20 protein-coding genes are annotated in these 21,277 nt (G+C 63.1%); 7 read left to right on the top strand and 13 right to left on the bottom strand.

Going from position 1 to position 21,277, the window contains the following annotated elements; all coding sequences use genetic code 11:
• Positions 1–163: 163 nt before the first annotated feature.
• Positions 164–580 (bottom strand): hypothetical protein, encoded by a 417-nt coding sequence (locus BJ122_RS12860; RefSeq protein ID WP_110781386.1) that lies wholly within the window; start codon positions 578–580, stop codon positions 164–166.
• A gap of 427 nt (positions 581–1,007) precedes the next feature.
• Positions 1,008–1,814 carry a response regulator gene (locus BJ122_RS12855; protein WP_110781385.1) on the bottom strand — a complete coding sequence of 269 codons (807 nt, stop codon included), beginning with the start codon at positions 1,812–1,814 and terminating at the stop codon, positions 1,008–1,010.
• A gap of 214 nt (positions 1,815–2,028) precedes the next feature.
• Here BJ122_RS12855 and BJ122_RS12850 point away from each other — a divergent pair, with 214 nt between their 5' ends.
• Positions 2,029–2,238, top strand: a complete 210-nt coding sequence (locus BJ122_RS12850) for a NepR family anti-sigma factor (protein ID WP_027276443.1) — start codon at positions 2,029–2,031, stop codon at positions 2,236–2,238.
• Entirely contained in the window at positions 2,238–2,786 is a 549-nt protein-coding gene (locus BJ122_RS12845; protein WP_027276442.1) for a sigma-70 family RNA polymerase sigma factor, read from the top strand. Before BJ122_RS12850 ends, BJ122_RS12845 begins: the two co-directional genes overlap by 1 nt.
• Before the next feature lie 227 nt (positions 2,787–3,013).
• Here the strand turns inward: BJ122_RS12845 and BJ122_RS12840 are convergent, their stop codons facing one another.
• Both BJ122_RS12840 and BJ122_RS19030 read right to left on the bottom strand, forming a co-directional pair.
• Positions 3,014–4,663: a CHASE domain-containing protein gene (locus tag BJ122_RS12840; protein ID WP_110781384.1), complete on the bottom strand. Its 1,650-nt coding sequence runs from the start codon at positions 4,661–4,663 to the stop codon at positions 3,014–3,016.
• Positions 4,664–4,896: 233 nt separating this feature from the next.
• Entirely contained in the window at positions 4,897–5,121 is a 225-nt protein-coding gene (locus BJ122_RS19030; protein ID WP_146227189.1) for a hypothetical protein, read from the bottom strand.
• 77 nt (positions 5,122–5,198) lie between these two features.
• On the opposite strand from BJ122_RS19030, the gene BJ122_RS19640 reads away from it, so the two are divergent.
• Both BJ122_RS19640 and BJ122_RS19635 read left to right on the top strand, forming a co-directional pair.
• Complete coding sequence (locus BJ122_RS19640) at positions 5,199–5,564, top strand: hypothetical protein (RefSeq protein ID WP_245407723.1); 366 nt, start codon at positions 5,199–5,201, stop codon at positions 5,562–5,564.
• A gap of 322 nt (positions 5,565–5,886) precedes the next feature.
• The gene (locus tag BJ122_RS19635; protein ID WP_245407722.1) at positions 5,887–6,294 is read left to right on the top strand and encodes a hypothetical protein; all 408 of its coding nucleotides are present in this window, start codon (positions 5,887–5,889) and stop codon (positions 6,292–6,294) included.
• Between the two features lie 927 nt (positions 6,295–7,221).
• On the opposite strand, the gene BJ122_RS12815 is transcribed toward BJ122_RS19635, so the two are convergent.
• Both BJ122_RS12815 and aadR read right to left on the bottom strand, forming a co-directional pair.
• Positions 7,222–8,436 carry a cyclic nucleotide-gated ion channel gene (locus tag BJ122_RS12815; protein WP_110781382.1) on the bottom strand — a complete coding sequence of 405 codons (1,215 nt, stop codon included), beginning with the start codon at positions 8,434–8,436 and terminating at the stop codon, positions 7,222–7,224.
• A 45-nt stretch (positions 8,437–8,481) separates the two neighbouring features.
• On the bottom strand, positions 8,482–9,201 hold the full coding sequence (gene aadR, locus BJ122_RS12810) for a transcriptional activatory protein AadR (protein ID WP_027276437.1): 720 nt from the start codon (positions 9,199–9,201) through the stop codon (positions 8,482–8,484).
• Between the two features lie 193 nt (positions 9,202–9,394).
• On the opposite strand from aadR, the gene BJ122_RS12805 reads away from it, so the two are divergent.
• Positions 9,395–9,709 (top strand): c-type cytochrome, encoded by a 315-nt coding sequence (locus BJ122_RS12805; protein ID WP_110781381.1) that lies wholly within the window; start codon positions 9,395–9,397, stop codon positions 9,707–9,709.
• A gap of 21 nt (positions 9,710–9,730) precedes the next feature.
• On the opposite strand, the gene BJ122_RS12800 is transcribed toward BJ122_RS12805, so the two are convergent.
• From BJ122_RS12800 to BJ122_RS12790, 3 genes are read right to left on the bottom strand one after another with little or no spacing between them, the layout of a single operon-like run.
• Positions 9,731–10,831: an ABC-type transport auxiliary lipoprotein family protein gene (locus BJ122_RS12800; protein ID WP_110781380.1), complete on the bottom strand. Its 1,101-nt coding sequence runs from the start codon at positions 10,829–10,831 to the stop codon at positions 9,731–9,733.
• Positions 10,832–10,836: 5 nt separating this feature from the next.
• Positions 10,837–11,613, bottom strand: a complete 777-nt coding sequence (locus BJ122_RS12795) for an ABC transporter ATP-binding protein (protein ID WP_103011168.1) — start codon at positions 11,611–11,613, stop codon at positions 10,837–10,839.
• 2 nt (positions 11,614–11,615) lie between these two features.
• Positions 11,616–12,764 (bottom strand): ABC transporter permease, encoded by a 1,149-nt coding sequence (locus BJ122_RS12790; protein WP_110781379.1) that lies wholly within the window; start codon positions 12,762–12,764, stop codon positions 11,616–11,618.
• 207 nt (positions 12,765–12,971) lie between these two features.
• Here BJ122_RS12790 and BJ122_RS12785 point away from each other — a divergent pair, with 207 nt between their 5' ends.
• A complete protein-coding gene (locus tag BJ122_RS12785; protein ID WP_110781378.1) occupies positions 12,972–13,385 on the top strand; it encodes a hypothetical protein in 414 nt (137 codons plus the stop codon).
• Positions 13,386–13,483: 98 nt separating this feature from the next.
• On the opposite strand, the gene BJ122_RS12780 is transcribed toward BJ122_RS12785, so the two are convergent.
• Complete coding sequence (locus tag BJ122_RS12780; RefSeq protein ID WP_110781377.1) at positions 13,484–16,192, bottom strand: bifunctional acetate--CoA ligase family protein/GNAT family N-acetyltransferase; 2,709 nt, start codon at positions 16,190–16,192, stop codon at positions 13,484–13,486.
• A 199-nt stretch (positions 16,193–16,391) separates the two neighbouring features.
• A complete protein-coding gene (locus tag BJ122_RS12775) occupies positions 16,392–16,817 on the bottom strand; it encodes a CBS domain-containing protein (RefSeq protein WP_181418949.1) in 426 nt (141 codons plus the stop codon).
• A 271-nt stretch (positions 16,818–17,088) separates the two neighbouring features.
• On the opposite strand from BJ122_RS12775, the gene BJ122_RS12770 reads away from it, so the two are divergent.
• Positions 17,089–18,606: a bifunctional aminoglycoside phosphotransferase/ATP-binding protein gene (locus BJ122_RS12770; RefSeq protein WP_110781376.1), complete on the top strand. Its 1,518-nt coding sequence runs from the start codon at positions 17,089–17,091 to the stop codon at positions 18,604–18,606.
• 3 nt (positions 18,607–18,609) lie between these two features.
• Here BJ122_RS12770 and BJ122_RS12765 read toward each other — a convergent pair whose 3' ends face one another.
• Complete coding sequence (locus BJ122_RS12765; RefSeq protein WP_110781375.1) at positions 18,610–20,421, bottom strand: PHA/PHB synthase family protein; 1,812 nt, start codon at positions 20,419–20,421, stop codon at positions 18,610–18,612.
• Positions 20,422–20,428: 7 nt separating this feature from the next.
• The gene (locus tag BJ122_RS12760; protein WP_110781374.1) at positions 20,429–21,253 is read right to left on the bottom strand and encodes a universal stress protein; all 825 of its coding nucleotides are present in this window, start codon (positions 21,251–21,253) and stop codon (positions 20,429–20,431) included.
• Between the last annotated feature and the right edge of the window lie 24 nt (positions 21,254–21,277).

Below are 21,277 nucleotides of genomic sequence, written 5' to 3'. Positions count from 1 at the left end.
GTCTAGACCGGCTGGCCTAATCTCGGGGGGGCATCCAGCCTAGGTCTTTCGCACGAACCAAGACGGCCTAGCATTCTCGGCCTAGCCCGCTTGTCCTATGTCCTGGATCGGTGAGCCTAGCGCGCTCAGCGTAAGATGCTCGCTCTAGCTTGGTCTATCTCGATTAGGTCACGCAGCGGCCGGGCGGCAATTGCCGGGCGATATCGGTGAGCACGCTCACCACCGGCTCGCACGCCACCATCGGTTTGCCGGCCGGGATCTGAGCCGGACGGGTCGGCGCCGGGCGGGCCGCCTCGCCGCTCACCACCGGAATCCGCACCAGATAGGACGAAGCGGCGGTATCGATCGGACGAACCGCAAAGGTCAGACCGGGAGCGATCACGCCCATGGTCACGCGATCCGCTTTCGCGGCCCGATTCACGGCCATCGACGGCGGCGTAGCCAGGTCCGCCCGCAGATCAACCTGAAGCGGCTGGCGCAAATCGCTACCCGCTGCGAGCTGCGCGACGCCGAAACTGATCGCGAGCGCCGCTGCGCCAAACACCAGTTTTGCTGTCTTCGTTGTCGCCGTGATCATCATGGCCGTCGTCTCGAACGCCTCACATCTATATGTCGAGGCAACGTGACGAACGGTCGGGTGGTTCCAACGAAAATTGCTGATCACTTGCTCGTGTGAGCAGACGTCAACCAAATAGTAAGGAACGTTTCGGGCTTTCGCGCGTCTTTGTCGCAGCCGGTCGTCCCCCTGCCCCCTGAGACCGGCGAAAGAATGGGGCGCGACTGTGGTGATGCCAGTCGCGCCCCAAACTTTTGAAGGCGAGGTGGGATTAGTCAGGTCGCGCGTCCGGCTTAGCGGCGCTCGCCCAGTGAGCCGCCGATTGTGCAGCTGCGAAGGCGCCAACAATCGAAGCCTCAATAAAAAGAAGCCGCAACAAAAATCGGCGCCGAAGCGCCGATTTCCAAACTCATCTGGTGACAGCGACCAAGCCGCCCAAGTTCAGTTCACGTCACGACACTGCGGCGCGCGCGGTGCGATTGCGCGAATTGCGCTGGAAGAACAGCGCCTGGCTCGCCACCGCCGACACCATCGCCGGCTGGAACGGTTTTGAGATCAGGAACGCCGGCTCGGGCCGCTCGCCGGTGAGGAAGCGCTCGGGGTAAGCGGTAATAAATACCACCGGCACCTCGAAGCTCTTTAACAAATCATTCACCGCTTCCAGCCCCGAGCTGCCATCAGCAAGCTGAATATCAGCCAGGATCAGGCCAGGGCGACGGTTCTTCGCCAGCGCCAGCGCGTCGGCGTGAGTGCGGGCAACGCCAATGACGCTGTGACCGAGATTCTTGACCAGGCTCTCCAGGTCCATGGCGATGAAGGTCTCGTCCTCGATGATCAGCACGTCGGTCGCGATCTCGGCGGCCATCTCGCGGCCGGCCTCCTCGGCCAGACGGCGAACTTCCTCGACCTCCAGCTTGAGGATGAAGGAGACTTCCTCCTCGGAAAAACCCTCCAGCGACAACAGCAGGAAGACCTGGCGCGGCAGCGGCGTGAGGTTGGAGAGCCGCCGCTCGGGCGGCATCGTCAGAGTCACCACGTCGGTATCATCGTTCAGCGACACCGAATTCCAGATCTGGGTGAACAGCCGGAACAAGCCGACGCGCGGTCCGTGCTGCTCATCCAGCAGCGTCGGATCCTGCAGCAGCGCCTCGAGCATCGCTGCGACATAGGCGTCCCCCGACGCCTGGCTGCCGGTCAGGGCCCGGGCGTAACGGCGCAACAAAGGCAAGTGTTCAGCAACAAGCTGTGATCGGGACATCCCCACTCCATGCGGTTTTTTGAGACCGTCAGGATCGCAACGGCTCTCAGCGAACTTATCTACGCTTAAGGCTCCGAAAAGTTCCCAGGCTTTGGAACTTTATCGTCGGCTCTGCATTAGCCCCCCAAGGCGAAGCGGCAACGGCTTGTAAAAACTGCAAAAATCACTGCCGGCGCCGGAAATATCACCTTCAGGGGAAAGACATGGACCTGTCATGAAAGATTTCAAGGCTCAGAAAGCGCCGGCACCGGCGAAGCAAGGCGGACTGAACCCGGAAATTCAGGCCCGCATCGGGCACCAATTGCGCGCCATGTATGATGACGTGGTGCGTCAGGGGGTGCCCGATCGTTTTGCGGAGTTGATCCGCAAATTAGACGTTCCTGGCGAAACGCCGACTTCGGGCCACATCGAAGGGAGGGACTAATGCCTCTCACCAACGCGCTCCGTGACGACATTCTGGCGGCGGTGCCAAGCCTGCGCGCTTTCGCAATCTCGCTGAGCGGTAACGCCGACCGGGCGGACGATCTGGTTCAGGAAACGTTGCTGCGCGCCCTCGCCAATATCGACTCGTTCCAGCCCGGCTCCAATCTGCCGGCCTGGTTGTTCACCATCCTGCGCAACCTGTTTCGGTCCGACTACCGCAAACGGCGGCGCGAGGTGGAGGATGCCGAAGGCAGCTACGCCAAAACGCTGAAATCGCAGCCGGGCCAGAACGCGCATCTGGAATTCGAAGAATTCCGCGCCGCACTGGAAAAGCTGCCGCAGGATCAACGCGAAGCGCTGATCCTGGTCGGTGCCTCCGGCTTCTCCTATGAAGATGCTGCGGCGATCTGCGGCTGCGCGGTCGGCACCATCAAGAGCCGCGTCAACCGCGCGCGCTCGAAACTCAGCGCCATGCTCTATGTCGAGGGCGCTGAGGATTTTGGCCCCGATGACACCGTTCGCGCGGTGATCGGCAGCAGCGGCAGCTAATCAAGCTGCCGCGCTGGAAAGCGATAGGCCCCGGTCGGCAATGCCGGGTTTGCGAATAATCGGATGGAAAGTGCACTCTTGAGCAGCGGTGACGCAGCTCAAGAGCAAAGGCGTGACTGCCAGCGAGGCGCCAGCAGCCACATCATGTCCTTCCAAGCGAGCAGCAATAGCCGCGGCCTGCCCTCATCTATCGATCTCAATGGTTCAACAGCGGCGTGCGGCGACCTTCAAGGCCGAGGCTTGACTGGCGCGGCGATCCGCCCGGTGCGCTCGCGTTCACCCTGATCGACCACCGTCGCCAGCGGCGCGGTGATTTCATAGACATAGCTGACATCGGTGAAATAGCGCTTGGCCTGACCACCGAGCGCCTCGGGCACCACGCGGTCGAGCAGGATCACGCCGAATTCGCTGTCCTCGCGGCGCGTTGCCGCGGTGCTGTTGAATTCTTCCCATCGGAAATGGAACAGGGCGTCGTCGCCGCTGCCGGTAACTGTCCACTGCGCCACCACATTCGGCTGCTGGCCGTGCGGCGCGCTGTCGGCATGCGACGCCAGTTCGAAGAACAGCAAGGCCAGGCTTTGCGCGGCGCGGGCGCTGACCATGATGTCCGGGCCGTTGACCGCGATGCGCGCGGCATGGGGCACGGCGCGCGAATCCAGCAGGCCATTGAGCTTGACGCCCTGCCATTGGCTGTCGGTGAGCAGCGACACCACATTCGACATGGCGTGAATGCGGCCGATCAGCAATTCGCGGGCGACATCGACGTCGGAGCCATGCCGCAAGGTGCGGGTCACGATCGACTGTATCACCGCGAGGATGTTCTTGACGCGATGATTGAGCTCATCGATCACCGCGGTGAGCCGGCGCTCGAAGCCGATCCGGACCTCGATCTCGCGGCGCAGCCGCAGATTGCTATAAGAAATGTAGCCGAACAGCCCGCAGATCAGCATGGTCAGCACGATGCCGATCGCCGCGGTGAGCATGGCGCTGTTCTGAGCCCGCGTCACTGAGCTGGTCTTGGGATAGTAGGCCAGAATCCAGTCGCGGCCGCCAAACCGCTCATTCCGGAGCACCGACGGCGGGTTTTCGGCGGGCACCGCCCGCACGCTGACCACGCCGCGATCGTCGGCGATCAATTCGCGATCGGCGGCCCGCGGGTCGCGCAGCGCCACCGAGAACATGGCGTTGTCATCATTGGTCAGCATCAGCGGCGCCAGCTCATAGCTGAACGTCACAAAACCGATCGCCTCGTCGCTGCCCGACTGCTGAACCGGGGCAGCCAGTACCAGCCCGATGGTATCATTACGATGGCGCAGCTCGAATGGATCGGAAGCAACCGGCTTGCGTTCGCGCAGCGCGCGCGCCAGCGTCGGTCCGAGCTGGAGATGATCGGTCAGGCTGCGGCCGAGCTGTTCGGTGGTAGCGTTGATGCGCGGCTCAACATCCATCAGCACGTCGAGCGACGATGCACTGTCATCCGGCGCCTTGATCGGGCCTTGAGAATTGCGGATCGCAGCATTTGGGAACCCGGCGTTACGCAGCACCCGCTCGGCTTCGGCGATCTCATCAGGGCGCAGCCGCAGAACCCACCCGGCCGACACGAAGTCAGTCTTGAAAGCGTAGATCGCGCTGCGTAGCGGCTCGAGCATATCGGCCCGCAGCACTGAGGGCGTGCGAAACAGCCCCGACGCGACGCGGCCCAGCAATTCGCGCTCGGTGAGCCGGTCCTGCACCAGGCTGGCGTGAATATCGATCGCGCGCGCGAGCGCGATGCGATCGATGGTCAACTCCTGATCGTAGGCCCGATGCGCAGCCAAACCCGACAGCAGCCCGCCGACGATCGCCAATAAGCCGATGATGAAGCCCAGTCGAACCACGAGCGCCTACTCAGCAATCAGGATGGCCCGAAACCACTCGTCCGCGCCAAGGAACACGCGCGACAACCGAGCGGCCTGGAGAAAATGAGGGAACTCGACCACGTTCGCAACCGACGATTGTCACCACATCCACATTGACTACGTCGTGCTGATCACACCTTGCGCATGTGGACATTGAGTGAATCAATCGTCTGTACCTGAAATTGTTCCGGTGCGGCAGCCTCGAGCTGACCTTAACGACCGGCCGGGTATCTGGCGATGCGCTGCGCACCATCGGACGTGATCAGCACCGCCGTACGAAATTTCGCTGGGCGCGCGCTCACCACATGCCTCTGCAATCGCGGCAATGAAAACCAAGCGCCGCAACATTGCAAGGCGACGCCCTGCTGCACCTCACGCGCGGCTGTGCGGCGCATCAACGCGCTGCCGCGGCACAACAACGCATTCGTCGCACTCATGCACCGATCTTACGCCGCGCGACGGCTTCGACTTATCCACCGCGCTGCGGCAATCAGATGAAATGCCTTCATTTTGATTGACCCATCGACCACCGTTCGACGAAATTGATTCGGAACACAATGGAAAGCAGTGGGTATTGAGTATGTCGCAGCACCGAGAGAACCGCGATCAGGCCGACCATCGCGTCGAGCTCACCGGCGGCAGCACCGAGAGCACCACCTATCACAAGCAGGAAGGACGGCCGGCATCGACGCCGCCGCTGCTCAAAGCAGCCGCCGCTAACGAGCCGCAAGCGTCCGAGCGCGCGGAGATCGCGCGCCGCGTGGCGGCGTTCCGTGAGCGGCAATTGCTGCTCAAGCGACAGCGCGAGGAATATTATGACGCGGTTTTAGCGAAGACACGCGCAGAACTGCGTAGTGGTCCGAGGTCAACCCGGCGCTAACCGCCGGGTTTTTTCGTTCCAGCAACTCAACGCTTAAGCTTCGGAACCATGCGGCGCGCGGTCGCGCCGCGCCGTCTCGTCAGAAACGACCGACATCCTTTCCAAATTCATAATGCATTTTCGCATCTTAGCATTGCGCTGAGCGGGACGCTTGCGGCTTTGCAATCATAGCGCGATTAGCAGCAGCGGCTCGACCGATTGGCTAGTAGTAGTACTCGCGCTCACGCTGATTAGTTCGTTTGTACCAACGACGCTTACCTATTTTGCGTTGTCGATCAGAAATTGCTGTAGTAGAAGGGCGCTTTATTGATAGGAGCACCGAGTGGCCAAAACTAGCACAGCCAAGTCTGCGAAGGCGAAAACCGCCAAGGCGAAGACCGCGAAAGCGAAGACCGCCAAGGCGAAAACCGCCAAGACCAAGACTGCGAAGGCCAAGACGGCGAAGGCCAAGACTGTAAAGGCCAAGACCCTGAAGGCTAAGACCCCGAAGGCTAAGACCCCGAAGGCTAAGACCGCGAAGACCAAGACTGTTAAGGCCAAGGCGACGAAGCCCGCCGCCAAGGGCAAGATCACCCGCCGCGAATACACCAAGGAGGACGTGAAGGAGCTTCGCGCTTTCTCCAAGGCCCGCACTCCGGTCGCGGAGATTGCTCGGCTGACGAACCGCACCGTTGGTTCGCTGCGCCAGAAGGCGCTCAAGCTCGGCATCGGCCTCGGCCATCAGCGCTGATTGCGGCGCCAAGACAACGAAGGCGAAGGCCCGCGTTGTTGGACTAACGGCTGCTCGTGACCTGAGCTTCGGGTACCGCATCGGCGGTCGCTGTGAAGCAAGCAGCGATGAGCCCTGCTCTCGCAGCTGTCACGTCGCGTAGAGCCGCGCCTCCATGTGGAGCGGCCGGGTGATATCCGTCAGGATGCTGATCTCCCGACCGCCCACATGAAGGGGGCTTCACGGTATTGATGGTGCTGGCCCCATCTGAATGTCGCGCTGCGCGCGTGTCGACGCGGCAAGCGTCACCTCCACACTGCAAACTTGACAACATAATCAGTACGTTGACTGATCCCGCGCGTCCCACGCGGCGTCGATGTCCGTGATCTGTCGCGGCACATGCGATCGCGCCCGTACCCGCTGATCGAGCTGAGCCTGATCGTGCCACGGCAATGAGGACCCGCGCCACAAATGCGGCCCATGATGGGCGTTCAGCGGTAATCATGTGCTGATCAGCCAACCCGGGTGATGATCAGCGCCAAGATCAGCGCAAGGATCAACGCAGCGCAAACAGCGAGTGCAAGCTTCAAGAGCCGGCAAGCGCTAGGCCATGGCCGACGCGATGCGTCATCCGTCTTGCTATAAATGTCCCAGAATTGGAAACGCACGCCGCTGATCGCGTTGTCGAGCGAGGCGGACACCGGTTTCGCGTCAAGAAAACGCTTCAGAACAAAGTTAGAGCTCGCGTCAGAACAAAGTTATACCAACGGCTCCTACCATTGAATCGTCATGCCCGCGCTTGTCGTGGGCATCCACGTCTTGAAAGCGCTGCAAGATCAAAGACGTGGATGGCCGGGACGAAGCCCGGCCATGACGTGCGGATGGGTTGGTATCAATTTCCGTTGGTAATAGAGCTGCGGTTCGGATTCAATCAGAACGGCAAAAGCTTTAAGAGGCCGTGGCTTCCTTGACCGCGTCGTCCATCTCGATGGTCTGACCGCGGCCATGCACGATCATGTCGATCTTCTTGGCGATACCGGGCTCGCGCGCGATCAGTGCGCGCAGATCCTCAGCGTCGAGCATCAGCAGCCGCAGCCGACCGACGGCGCGCACCGTGGCGGAGCGCTCCATCCGCTTCAAAACCGAGCTTTCACCAAAGAAATGTCCTGAGCCGAGCGAGATGCGCCGGCCGCGCTGCTCAGGCCCGAGTTCAATCTCGACCTCGCCTTCGGCGATGAAATACATCGAATGCGCGGGCTCACCGCGCCGGAACACGATGTCGCCGCGCTCATATTGCCGTGCATGGAGCAATTGCATGATGTGCGCGATGTCAGTGGCGGTGAGATGCGAAAACAGCGGCACCCGCGCCACCATGTTCCAGTTCACGATGAAATCGCGGCGGTGGATCATCTCTGAAAACGCGTTGGCGACGATGCCGACCGGCAGCGCGACCATGATCAGGCCGCCGATGATGGTGAACGAGGCAATCATCCGGCCGAGCCCGGTGACCGGCACCACGTCGCCATAGCCGACGGTGGTCAACGTCACCACCGCCCACCACATCGCTTCGGGGATCGAACCGAACTTGTCCGGCTGGATCTGACCTTCGACCAGATGCATCGCGGTGGCCGACACCAGCGTCGCACACAGTAGGATCACCAGACAGGCCAGCAGAGCCCGCCGCTCGCTTTCCAGCACCTCGAGCAGCGAGCGCATGCCGGATGAATAGCGCGCGAACTTCAAGACGCGCAGCACGCGCAGGATCACCAGCACGCGCAGATCGTCGGAGCCGACCAACGCCACCCACAGCGGCGCCACGGTGAAGAAATCGACGATGCCCTGCGGGCTCAGCACATAGGCCTTGCAGGCGTTGAAGGTCGACATCTGTCGGTAGAGCAGATGTTCGGGCGCAATCCAGACGCGGATGTAATATTCGATGCTGAAGGCCGCGAGGCTGATGTACTCGACCCAGCGGAACAGCGCGCCGTAGCTGGCGCGCAAATCCGGCACTGATTCCAGGACGGTGGTGGTAATGCTGACAATCAGCAGCAGTGCAATACCGCGATTGACGATGATCGCCGCGCGCGAACCCTGCGGCGCCGATTCCAAAATCTCGTAAAGATAATGTCGGGCTTCTGCGTGGAATGCCCGGCCCTCGCTCATGTTCGTAGCCTTCAATAGTCTCGAAGGCTGCGTGTCATGAGGCGCTTAGGCCGCCGCCAGGGCGTCGAAACGCTTCGGATCCAACACGCGAACGCCGTCGGGAACGATGACGATCAGTTTTTCCCGCTCCAGCTTGGTGAAGGTCCGGCTCACGGTCTCGATGGTGAGGCCGAGGAAGTCCGCGATATCCTGGCGGCCCATCGGCAACGTCACCGTCTTCGTGACCCCCTCCACCCGAGCCAGCCGGTCGCGCCAACTCACCAGGAATGCCGCCACCTTTTCTTCAGCGGAACGGCGTCCGAGCAGCAACATCTGGTCCTGAGCTTGACCGAGTTCGCGGGTGGCGAACTCGTTCATTCTCATCAGCATGTGCGGTTTATTCTCAATGAAACGATTGAAAGGTCCCTTAAAGAACCGGCACGTCACCACGGTACCAATCGCATCGGCCGAGAAGCTGTAGCGCGGGGTCGGCGCCATGCCGAGAAAATCGCCCGGCAACGCAAAGCCGATGATCTGACGACGACCGTCCGGCAGCAGCTTGTACAGCCGCGCGATGCCTTCAATCAGGCTGAAAACGGAATCGGATACCTCGTCCTCGGAGAACAACGGCTCCTTGGGGGCGTAACGCACGTGCTGAGCCAGCCGCTCGAACTCCTGGTGCTCCTCAGGACTGAGTTCGCCGCAAATCGCGAGCGGGCGAACTGAGCAATGGGTGCTGCAGCGGAATTCCTCACAATTCGTGTTCGGAAACGCAAGGTGCGGCATGGTTACTCCGAGATCAGTCGGTTGGCTTGCCCTGTGGTTCGGCGCCAGGATCGACCTGCCTGATAGGTGACATGTAATCGCTAATATGTTGGCAAATTGTCAAGCCAACTTGACACAGATCAATGCCCGAAGGCAACGCTACTTCAGAACTCCAACTTGACCAAAGTTTCTTTCCACAATGCGAACTGAGCCGATGCGGACCGTTGTTGCCTGTCTGATTCTCCTGCTGGTGACAGCGAACAGCGCTTTGGCCGCCTCTGCGTCCGAACGGCGTGGCAAGGCGTTTGCCAAGGCCCATTGCGCGCGCTGCCATGCCATCGACCGCCGCTCGGCCAGCCGCAACGAGGACGCGCCGCCGTTCCGCACTTTGCATCGGCGGTATCCAGTTGAGACGCTGGCGGAAGCCTTCGCGGAAGGCATCTATACCGGCCACCCGGAAATGCCCGCGTTCGAACTCGATCCGCGCCAGATTAACGACCTGCTGGCGTTCTTGAAAAGCCTGGAATAGCGCCAGCCGGCCCCCTTGCCGCTACAGCGTCGCCGCGGTCCAGCCCACCAGGTCCTTCGCAAGTGCAGCAAAAGCGTCGTTGAACGCCGCCAGCACCGGCAGCGGCTCCAGCTTGTTGATCGGGCGGCTCGCCTGGAACAGCCGCGCCGCCGCCACCTTGCCATCCTTGCCGAGAATTTTGGCGGCGAGCGCGATCTGCGCCTCCGGCTGATCGCCGCCAATCTGGAAAGTGTGTAAATCGATCACCAGCTGGTGGTCGGCCTGCACCATGTCCGAGGCCCGGATCGGGGCATGGGCGATGTCATAGACCTCAAAACTCTGCATCAGCTTGGCTTGCAGCAGTTTGGGAATGGCGTCGCTCCACTGAAAACCGGCCAGCTCCGGCGCTTCCAGACCGGGGGCGAACAGCAGCCGCTGGGTATCGAGCATCACCACCGCATTCGGTTCGGCAATGGCGAGCTGGCCCTTGATCGGCTTACCGGCCGGGAAGTCGCTTGGGATCTTCAGGTCATAGATGCCCTTGGTCACCACTGGCTTGTCGGCGCCGGTCATGCGCTCGATGCCGGCGACAATGCCGTCGAGCTTGCCGGAATTGCGCGCCAGGCTGTCGGCGAACACCTTGAGGCCGGCGATGGTCTCCTTCAGCGGCTCGGCGTTTTCGGACAGCACGGAGTCGACCTTGCGCAGCGCATCGCGCGCCGCCTGGGTCATGCTCTGCCCGGCGCCCGGATCGGCGATCAGCGTCGGCAGCTGGCCGGACGGCGTGGTGGCGCTGCCGCCCTCCAAGGCGATCACCGGCACGCCGGTCAGCCCCTGGAAATCGAGCCCGACCTTGGTGTCGGCGCGCACCGGGGTGGCGGCATCGACGGCAATGGTGGCGTTGACCTGGCGTGGACTGTCCGGCACCAGCCCGAGCGCGGTCACCTCCCCGACCCGGATGCCGTTGAACAGCACCGCGGCGCCGACCAGCAGCCCCGGCACCGGGCCATTGAACTGCACCTGATAGCTGGTGCGGGCGCCGAGCCCGCTGGAATTGTGCAGCCAGAACACGAAGCCGAACACCGCAGCGATGGCGGCGAGCACAAAGGCTCCGACGATCACGAATGGCGCCCGCGTTTCCATCTCACCTAGTCCTTTGCTGGCCGCAGCATCTGCGACCGCTTGCCGTGGAAATACGCCCTGACCCAAGGATGCTCCGAACGCAGCAGCTCCGCCATCGGACCGATCGCGACGATCTTGCCATCGGCCAGCGCTGCCACGCGGTCGCAAACGGTGTTGAGGCTGGCGAGATCGTGGGTCACCATGAACACGGTGAAGCCCAGGGTCTGCTGCAGTGTCTTGATCAGCGTATCGAAATCGCCGGCGGCGATCGGATCGAGCCCCGAGGTCGGCTCATCGAGAAACACGATGCCCGGATCGAGCGCCAGCGCCCGCGCCAATGCCACGCGCTTGGTCATGCCGCCGGATAATTGCGAGGGGAATTTGTCCCAGTCATCGGGCCCGAGCCCGACCAGTTCCAGCTTGGCGGTGGCGATCTCGTCCATCAGCGCGTCCGACAGCGTCAGGTTTTCGCGCAGCGGAAACTGCACGTTCTGACGCGCGGTCAGCGACGAGAACAGCGCGCCCTGCTGAAACAGGATGCCCCAGGCCGCGGCGCGGCGCGCGTGGCCGCCGAGCAGCCCGCCATCATCGCGGCCGCGCACTTCGATCTGGCCGCTGCGCTTGGGGATCAGGCCGATGATGGTGCGCATCAACACCGATTTGCCGCCACCAGAGGCGCCGACCAGGCCAAGGATTTCGCCGCGCCGCACGTCCAGCGACAAATGGTCGAGCACGGTCTGTTGCTCGAAACCAACCACCAGATCGGTGACGCGGATCGCGAACTGATCGCTGGCGGCGGTCATCGTCACATCCCGATTGAAGCGAAGAACACGGCGAACAGGCCGTCCAGCACAATCACGCAGAAGATCGACTTCACCACCGAAGTGGTGGTCTGTCGCCCGAGCGACTCCGCACTGCCCTGCACGCGCAGCCCTTCGCTGCACGCCACCAGCCCGATCACCAGCGCCATGAACGGCGCCTTGATGATGCCGACCTCGAAATGGGTCACCGACACCGCTTCATGCAGCCGCGCGATGAAGATCGCCGGGCTCATGTCGCCATAGAGCCAGGCCACCAGCCCACCGCCATAAAGCGCCGCCATCGAGCCGATGAAACTCAGGATCGGCAGCGCGATCACCAGCGCCAGCACCCGCGGCAGGATCAGCACATCGACCGGATCGAGATCCATGGTCGACAGCGCGTCGATTTCCTCGCGCATTTTCATCGAGCCGAGTTCGGCGGTGTAAGCGCTGCCCGACCGCCCGGCGACCATGATCGCCACGATCAGCACGCCGATCTCGCGCAGCACCAAGATGCCGACCATGTCGACCACATAGGACTCGGCGCCGAATTTGCGGAAATGGAAGATGCCCTGCTGGGCGATGATGGCGCCGATCAGAAAGGTGATCAGCACCATGATCGGGATCGCCTGCCAGCCGACCCGGTACACTTGATAGACCAGCGAGGTGAAGCGCAGCGTGCGTGGCCGGCGCAGCACGCCGAGCAGCGCCACCGCCAACGCGCCCAGCATCTGTAGAAATACCAGGACCTCGATCCGCGCGTTCCAGGTGGCGCGGCCGAGCCGTTCCAGCCCATCGAGCACGACGCCGCCGCGCCGCGGTGTGCCGGGCTGTTTGCGATTGACCTGATGCAGTTCAGTTATCAAACCGGCATGGCGCTCGGTCACCCCGACCAGTTCGGCACTGGCGCCGTGCTGCACCGCCTGCCGCGACGCCTTTTCCAAAAGCCAGGCGCCGAGCGTGTCGATTTCCTGCACCGCCGAAAGATCGATGGTCAGCGTCCGCGCCGCCGCGAGCTGTGGCGCCACCTCATCGAACAGCCGCTCCAGCGTTGCGGCGTTACCTGCGGTCCAGATTCCAGCGGGACGCAATTCGAGTCGGCCACTGCTGACGGTGGTCTCGAGCGTAGCATCAAGGCCCAAGCGTCCGTCCATTTATCACACCAGTTCTGCACGTTGCGCCAGCAAACGCACACGTCCCAACAGAGGCTAGTTGAGTTATCGCGGCGCCACAAGAGCGGGGTAACACCGCTGTTTGACGCAGATCAAACGCCATATTCACTGTGTTTTCTAGGCTCAGCTATCGCGTTTAGTTTCGCCGTGTTGTTTCATGGCGGGATGGCTGAAGATTAGGAAACCAATATGACAAAGGCCTCGTCACCGCCGATCCTCAACACGTCGCTGCCGTCGTGCTTCCGCAGGATCAGGCTGGAACTTGCGCGCGAGCCCGACCATCCCGAGGGGGAATGGAACGTCGCCTACATCATGGTGGCGCCGCTCGATGACGAGGGCCGCATCGACCCCGATCAGTGGAAGAAGCACCGCGATGCCTGCCGCGTCGCGCGCCAGCGCCCCAATGAGCCGGAAAGCCGTGGCCATCTGGTGCATCGCCCGGGCGGATCATGGGCGTTCCAGTATGATATTTCCGGTGAGGTGCACGGCGACGAAGCCGGCTATCACTTCCAAGACGAACGGTTCGTGCTCGATGAGTACGTTTCGATCAAGGATGGCGGCAAGATGCGCACCTTCCGCGTGGTCGGCGTCTCACACCTGTAAGGGTAAGCGGCGCGGGCCGCCTGCCCCAAGGCATCGGATCATAAAAGTGAAGCCGCCGTTTCCGGCGGCTTCACTGTTTTTGCACGACACTTGTTTTATTATTCCGCCGGATCGTTGCCGAGCGGCAGCGTGACGTCGCAGATATCCTTATCGTCCTTGCTCGACTTGATCTGGAAACCGAGCGCGCGGCACATCGCCAGCATCACCGTGTTTTCGTGCAGCACCTTGCCGACCACGTTCTGCAAGCCTTCGGCCTTGGCGTATTCGATGATCAGTCTCATCAAAGCCCAGCCCAGGCCTTTGCCCTTGAGGTCAGAGCGCAGCAGAATCGCGTATTCGCCATTCTCATAGAGCGAATCCGAATGCAGCCGCACCACGCCGGCCACCTCTTCGGTCTCCTCATCAATGGCGACGAACGCCATCGCGCGCGAATAATCGAGCTGGGTGAGACGGGCGATGAAGGCGTGGCTGAACTCCTTCATCACCGCAAAGAACCGCAAGCGCAGATCCTGCGGCGTGACCTTCTTCAGCAGCTCCTGCAGCGCCGGTTCGTCATCGGGCCGGATCGGTCGCACGAACACTTTCCAGCCGTCCTTGACGACCAGATGGCGCTCCCACTCCGACGGATAGGGCCGCACCGCGCAGCGCGCATTGCCGCGGCCGGCAAAGCGCACCGACGGCGTGCCGACCATCACCCGCGAGTCGATCGCCAAGACGCCGGTTTCGTCGGCGAGCAGCGGATTGATGTCGAGTTCGCGCAATTGCGGCAGATCGACCACCATCTGCGACAGCTTGACCAGCGTCAGCGCGATATCATCAAGCCGCGCCGCTGGCACGTCGCGATAGCCGCGCAGCAGTTTTGATACCCGGGTGCGGGCGATCAGATCGCCGGCGAGTTGCAGATCGAGCGGCGGCAGCGACAGCGCCTTGTCGTCGATCACCGCGACGCCGGTGCCGCCATGGCCGAACGCGATCACCGGCCCAAAGGTCGGATCATCAGCGATACCAAGGATCAGCTCGCGCGCCTTCGGCCGCACGATCATCGGCTGCACGATCACGCCCGCCAGCCGCGCGCGCGGCCGCATTTCCTTGGCGCGTTGCAGAATGTCGGCGGTGGCGGCGCGCACCGCATCGACACTGGTGAGATTGAGCACCACGCCGCCGACGTCCGATTTGTGCGGAATGTCATGCGACAGCACTTTGACCACCACGGTATGGCCGTCGGCGAATAGTTTGGCCGCGAATGCCGCGGCCTCATCGGCATCGGCCGCCGCCAGCATCGGCACTTGCGGGATCTGGTAGGCGCCGAACAGCTCGCTGATCTCGATCGGATCGAGCCAGCGCCGCCCCTGATCGACCGCCGTTTCCACGATGCGCCGCGCCACCTCGACATTGGGCACGAAATCCTTGGGCATGCTCGGCGGCACTTCGGTGAGCGCCTCGACCGCCTCGCGGTAATGCACCAGATGGATGAAGCCGCGCACCGCGTCGTCTTCGGTCGGGTAATTGGGGATCGCGGCAGCATCGAACATGCGCGAAATGCTGTCGTCGCCGCCGATCCAGGCCGTCAGCACCGGCTTGGCCGGCGTGCGCGCGGCGCGGTGTTCGTTGACGATCCGCACCACGGTGGTAGCGATGTCGCTCGACCCGGCAATCGCGGTTTGCACATTCATCACCAGCACGGCGTCGTTTTCCGGATCGGCGAGCAGCGCTTCCAGCGCTTCGGCGTAGCGGTTGGCGTCGGCATCGCCGACCAGATCGATCGGGTTCGAGCCCGACCAGGTGGTCGGCAGCGCGGCGTTGAGCCGCTTCATGGTCGGCGCGGAAATCGCCGCGGGAATGCCGCCGAGTTCGACCAGCCGATCGACCGCGAGCACGCCGATGCCGCCGCCATTGGTGGCGATCGCCAGCCGCTTGCCGCGCGGCGCGGTGACCCGGCCGAGCGTTTCGGCGCAATCGAACAATTCGCGCAGGTCATAGACCCGCAACATGCCGGCGCGGCGGAACGCGGCGTCATAGACCGAATCCTCGCCCGCGAGCGCGCCGGTGTGGGTCGCGGCGGCACGCGCGCCTTGCGCCATGCGCCCGGATTTCACCACCACCACCGGCTTGACGCGCGCCGCAGCACGCGCCGCCGACATGAATTTGCGCGCGTCGGTGATCGCCTCGACATAGAGCAGGATCGCCCGCGTCTTGTAATCAAGCGCGAAGTGATCGAGCAGGTCGGAGATGTCGACATCGAGCTGCTCGCCGATCGATACCAGACCTGAAAAACCGATCGATTTTTCGACCGCCCAATCGACCATGCCGGCGGCGATCGCGCCCGATTGCGAGATCAGCGCCAGATGGCCGGCGCGCGGCATATGAGCGGCGAAGCTGGCATTGAGCGCCATTTCCGGCACGATCACACCGAGGCAGTTCGGTCCCACCAGACGCACGCCATATTCCCGCGCCAGCCGGTTGGCCGCTTCGGCGTACGAACCGGCGCCGCGCCCGAGACCGGAACTGATGATCACCGCGCCGGCAACGCCGAGCTTGCCCGCTTCCGAGATGATCGACGGCACGGTGCGCGCCGGTGCCGTGATAACGATGAGATCGGGAACAAAGCCGAGTTCGCTCAGACTCTTCGCGGTCGGCGTACCACCGATTTCGGGATAACGCGGGTTCACCACGCCGAGCGGACCGGGAAACTGCCCCGAACGGATGTTGTTGAGAATCGCCCGTCCCAGCGAGTCGGGCCGCGGGCTTGCCCCCACCAGCGCCAGCGACTGCGGCGCCAACAGGCTGCTCAATCGGTAATGCGACATCGGACCTCGGTAGAGACGCGGGGAAGCGACAGTCGATCAAGCCTTCGGTTTCAGCAGCAAATCGCTGCCGAACCGCAGCCATACTACAAGGGCGCAGGCCCAAGTCGAGATGCGTTTCGACGCAACCCGGCGAGATCGTGATGGCAGGCGGGAAACAAAAAAGCGACCGCAAGCGGTCACCTTATCAAAGCTCAAGGCTTCAATGCCGGGTGCAATCCGCCAGAGCGTGGATCACATCCTCGCGCGAGATGATGCCCAGCAGCTTACGGTCGTTATCCAACACCGGGATGCTGCGGGTCTGATGATCGACCATCAATTGCAGCACCCGCGTCAGCTTGATCTCCGGGTGCACATAGATGAAGTCGGGCGACATCACGTCGCCGACGGTCTTGTTCATCAGTTCGTCGTAATGCGGCACCATATGGACCGGAGCGAACGCGAAGCACTTCAGGAAGTCGTACTTCGTCACCAATCCAACCGCCTGGCCATCTTCCACCACCGGATAGGCGTTGTAGTCGTCGCGCTTAAAAAGCTCCTTCAGCTCACCCATCGTCAGGTCACGGCTGACCGAGGTGACTGATCGGGTCATGTAGCCTGCGACATTGGCTTCGAGAAACTTGTACAAATGCGGGCTCAATGAACTGCCGTTTGCTTTGCACCGGTCAAGCGTGGCACGCGCCTGCGCCGACAGTGAACTTCATCTATACTTGTCCACTACACTGCGGCTTGTCTGATTGGATTGATCAAAGTCAAACCAACCGCTGATTGCGATACTGTGTGTCGCTGATACAGCAGTTATGGTTCCTGTTTGGCAGTCCAGAGTGGTGACTGCCGATCGCCACAATTCACCCCTGGTAATATCCCGGAGGCCTGTCATTTCGACTCCATCAGACGAGATGCAACAACACGTATTCGCTTGGCTGGCGAATCCGGCGACGCATGGCGACGTGACGGTGCAGCGAATCGATACCCATGGCGCCGTGGTGTTTCTGGCCGGTGCGATCGCGCAAAAGATCAAGCGCGCGGTGAAGTACCCCTATCTCGATTATTCGACGCTGGCGCGCCGCAAGCTGGCTTGCGAACAGGAGCTTGAGATCAACCGCAGTTTCGCGCCGAAAATCTATCGCGGCTTGCGCGCGGTCCGGCAATCTCCTGACGGCAAATTGTCGCTCGATGGCGATGGCGAGGTGGTCGAGTGGCTGCTGGAGATGAACCGGTTCGACGAACGCAAGACCGTCAATCATCTCGCTGAACAGAACGCGCTACCGGACCCGCTGTTGCAGGAAATCGCCGATGTGATCGCGGCCTCGCATCACAGCGCGCCGCGCGCCGATGACGCCCCCTGGATCGCCTCGATCGAACGCATCATCGCCGGCAACACCGCCGCGTTCAACGCGGCCGGTTTCGATGCCGAACGAACCGCTGAACTCGATCACGCAAGCCGTGCCGCATTCCCGCGCCTCAAAGCGTTGCTGCAACAACGCGGCAGCCAAGGCCAGGTGCGGCGCTGTCATGGCGACCTACATCTGGAAAACATCGTGGTGATCGATGGCCATCCGGTGTTGTTCGACGCCATCGAGTTCGATCCGGTGATCGCGTCGATCGACGTGCTCTATGATCTCGGCTTCGCGCTGATGGACCTGTTGCATTATCGGCGCCATGCCGCGGCCTGCCGGGTGCTGAACCGCTACCTTGAGGTCACCGGCGATGAACATCTCGGCGCGCTCTCGCTGCTGCCGTTGCTGCTGTCGATGCGCGCCGCGATCCGCGCCAATGTGCTGCTGGCGCGGCCGACACGCGATGAGGCGCAGCGCCGCGCGATCCGAGCGCAGTCCGACAGCTATTTCGATCTCGCCTGCCGGTTGATCGCGCCGGCACCGCCGCGGCTGATCGCGATCGGCGGCCTGTCCGGCACCGGCAAGTCGCTCTTGGCGCGCATGCTGGCCGCCGATATCGCACCGCTGCCCGGCGCGGTGGTGCTGCGCAGCGACGTGGCGCGCAAGCGGCATTTCCAAGTCGCCGACACGGTGCGGCTCGGGGCCGATGCCTATCGGCCCGAGGTGACGGACGCGGTCTATAATGGGCTGGCGCAGCGTGCCGCGCGCATTGTGGCGCAAGGCCATTCGGTGATTGTCGATGCGGTGTTCGCGCGCGAGCCGGAACGGGCGGCGATCGCCAAGGTCGCCGAAGCGGCCGGCGTGCCGTTTCACGGCCTGTTCCTGACCGCCGATCTCGCCACCCGGATCGCGCGCATCGCGCAGCGTAGCGGCGATGCCTCCGACGCCACCGAAGCGGTGGCGCGCAGCCAGCAGAACTATGATCTCGGCACGTTGAGTTGGCCCCTGGTCGATGCTTCAGGCAGCCCGGATGTGTCCCTCACGCGCGCGCAGGCGGCGCTTGCAGGTGACGGCTAGGCGTCAGCGCTGCAATACGTAGCTGCCGGGCGCCGCGCCAAGCGCCGGATCGCTCATGAGCGGCGGTGGCGGCACTTTTTCGCCGGAGCGCGCCGTGAGCCAATGCAGCCATTCCGGCCACCACGACCCTTCGCGGCGCGGCGCCGCCGCGAGCCAATCGTCCGGCCCGAGATAGCGGGCATCGGCGGCCTTGGTCAGCACCTGATAATGACGGCCATTGCCACCGGGCGGCGACACGATGCCGGCATTGTGGCCGCCGCTGGTCAGCAGATAGGTGATCTCGGCATCGGCCAGGAAATGGATCTTGTAGGTCGAGCGCCACGGCGCGACGTGATCGCGCAAGGTGCCGACCACAAACATCGGGGTATGAATGTCGGACAGCGAGATCGGCCGGCCATCGACCAGATAGCGGCCGCCGGCGAGATCATTGTCCAAGAACAGATGCCGCAGATATTCCGAATGCATCCGGTAGGGCTGCCGGGTGGCGTCGGCATTCCAGGACATCAGATCGTTCGGCACCGATTGTTCGCCCATCAGATAGTGCCGCACCAAGCGCGACCACACCAGATCGTTGGAGCGCAGGATCTGAAACGCGCCGGCCATCTGCGTGGTGTCGAGCACGCCGCGCTGCCACATCATGTCTTCCAGAAACGCCACCTGGCTCGGATTGATGAACAGCGTCAGCTCGCCGGCCTCGGTGAAATCGGTCTGCGCGGCAAATAGCGTGATGCTGTGCAGCCGATGGATGCCGTCGCGCGCCATGGTCGCGGCGGCGATCGACAGCAGCGTGCCGCCCAAGCAATAGCCGACGCCATGCACCGGCACGTCGGGCACGATGTCGGCAATGGCTTCGAGCGCGGCATCGACGCCGAGCGTGCGATAGGCATCGAAATCGATGTCGCGATCGGCGGCGTCCGGATTGCGCCAGGAGATCATGAACACCGTAAAACCGTGGTCGGTGAGATATTTCACCAGCGAGTTATGCGGCGACAGATCGAGAATGTAATATTTCATGATCCAGGCCGGCACGATCAGCACCGGCTCGCGATGCACCTGATCGGTGCTGGGCGCGTATTGGATCAGCTCGATCAGATGATTGCGGTACACCACCTGCCCCGGCGTCACCGCGACATCGCGCCCGACCACGAACGGCGACGCCGCGGACAGGCCGCCGGTGGCGCATAGCTGCCGCCAGTCTTCCAGCCAGTTCTGCCAGCCCTCGAACAGGCTCTGGCCGCGGCTCTCCAGAGTTTTGCGGATCACCTCCGGATTGCTGCCGGCGAAATTCGACGGCGCCATCGCATCCAGCACCTGGCGCATCGAGAAATCGACGATCGCTTCGTTCTGTCGCCCGACGCCGCGCACCCCGGTGGTCGCCAGATGCCACCATTGCTCGGCGAGCAGAAAACCCTGCGCCAGCAGATTGAATGGCGGCAGCTCCCAATCGGCGCCCGTAAAACGCTGGTCCTGCGGCTGCGGCTTGATGCTGGCCCACGGCGTGGTAACGTCCCGGGCCGCGGCGGCGTAGCGCTCGGCCGCGTGAGCCGCGGCCGCGGCGATCTCAAGCCGCCGCGCCGGCGCCGCGGCGAGATGAATCAGCCAATCGCTATAGGCGAGCAGCAGCGCCGCCGGGGCGATGCCGCCGGTCAGCCGCGCCAACGCGGCATGCAGCAGCCGATCGGCATTGTCGAAACCGGAGGGGGCGCCCGGCGCTTCCGAGCCTGCGTTCGGGTTGGGCCTCTGGCTGGCAGCCGTCAGCGGCGTCTCGCCCTGCGGCTTGATGATCGGCACCCCTGGGTCAGCGGGCCGGTCCATGGCCGGCTCAATGCGACAGCAAGGCGCAGCGGCCGGTCTGCGTCACCAGATATTGCGTCACGCCGCCCAAAATCCATTCCCTGAAGCGCGAATGACCATAGGCGCCGGCGACGATCACGCCGGCCTCGCTCGCGGTAGCCAGCCGATCGAGCTGCAATGCGACATTGCCGGCCTCGTCGGGAACCAGCCCGGTGGCGGCCACTTCATGGCGGCCAAGCCAGGCCACGACATCGGCGACGCCGGCCTGGGCTTGATCGCGGCTGACATCATCCTCGACAATGCCGACCACCAGGACCTGCGCAGCCTGCTTGAGCAGCGGCAGCGCCGCGACCACCGCGCGGCGCGCCTCCGGATTGTCCTTCCAGGCGATCAGCACATGGCCGAGATCAATGGTGCCGGTGTTGGCCGGCACCACCAGCAGCGGCCGGCCGAGCTGCATCACCAGATCGGCCGGATCGGGCACGGTGAACGGATCGCTCATGGTGCCGCCACCGCCACTGACCACCAGATCGACCGCGCGCGCCTGGGCTGCCATGAAGCGCGCCGGCACGTCCTGCGCCGCGCGCCAATGCAGCGCGGCGCCATGCCCCTGGAGCGCGCTCCGAAACTCGTGCTGCAAAGCATCGACCTTGCTTTGCAGCGCGTCCGAACTGAGCGCTTCCAGCTTTTCGGCCTGCGCACCGGAGGCATAATACAAAGGCGGGCTGTCATCGGCCGCGGCAACGCCAATGACATCGGCGGCAAAGTGCTTTGCTACCTGAGCGGCGACTTCGAGCAGCCGGGTGTTGTCCTGGTCTACCGCCAGACTCACCATCACTGTGCGATATGTCATCGTTCCCTCTGCGCGGCGTCAGGT

Origin of the sequence: Rhodopseudomonas faecalis, from assembly GCF_003217325.1 — a bacterium.
In the GTDB taxonomy this organism is placed as follows: domain Bacteria; phylum Pseudomonadota; class Alphaproteobacteria; order Rhizobiales; family Xanthobacteraceae; genus Rhodopseudomonas; species Rhodopseudomonas faecalis.
The sequence above is the reverse complement of the archived record's forward strand: the minus strand, read 5'-3'. Positions and strand labels throughout refer to the sequence as shown.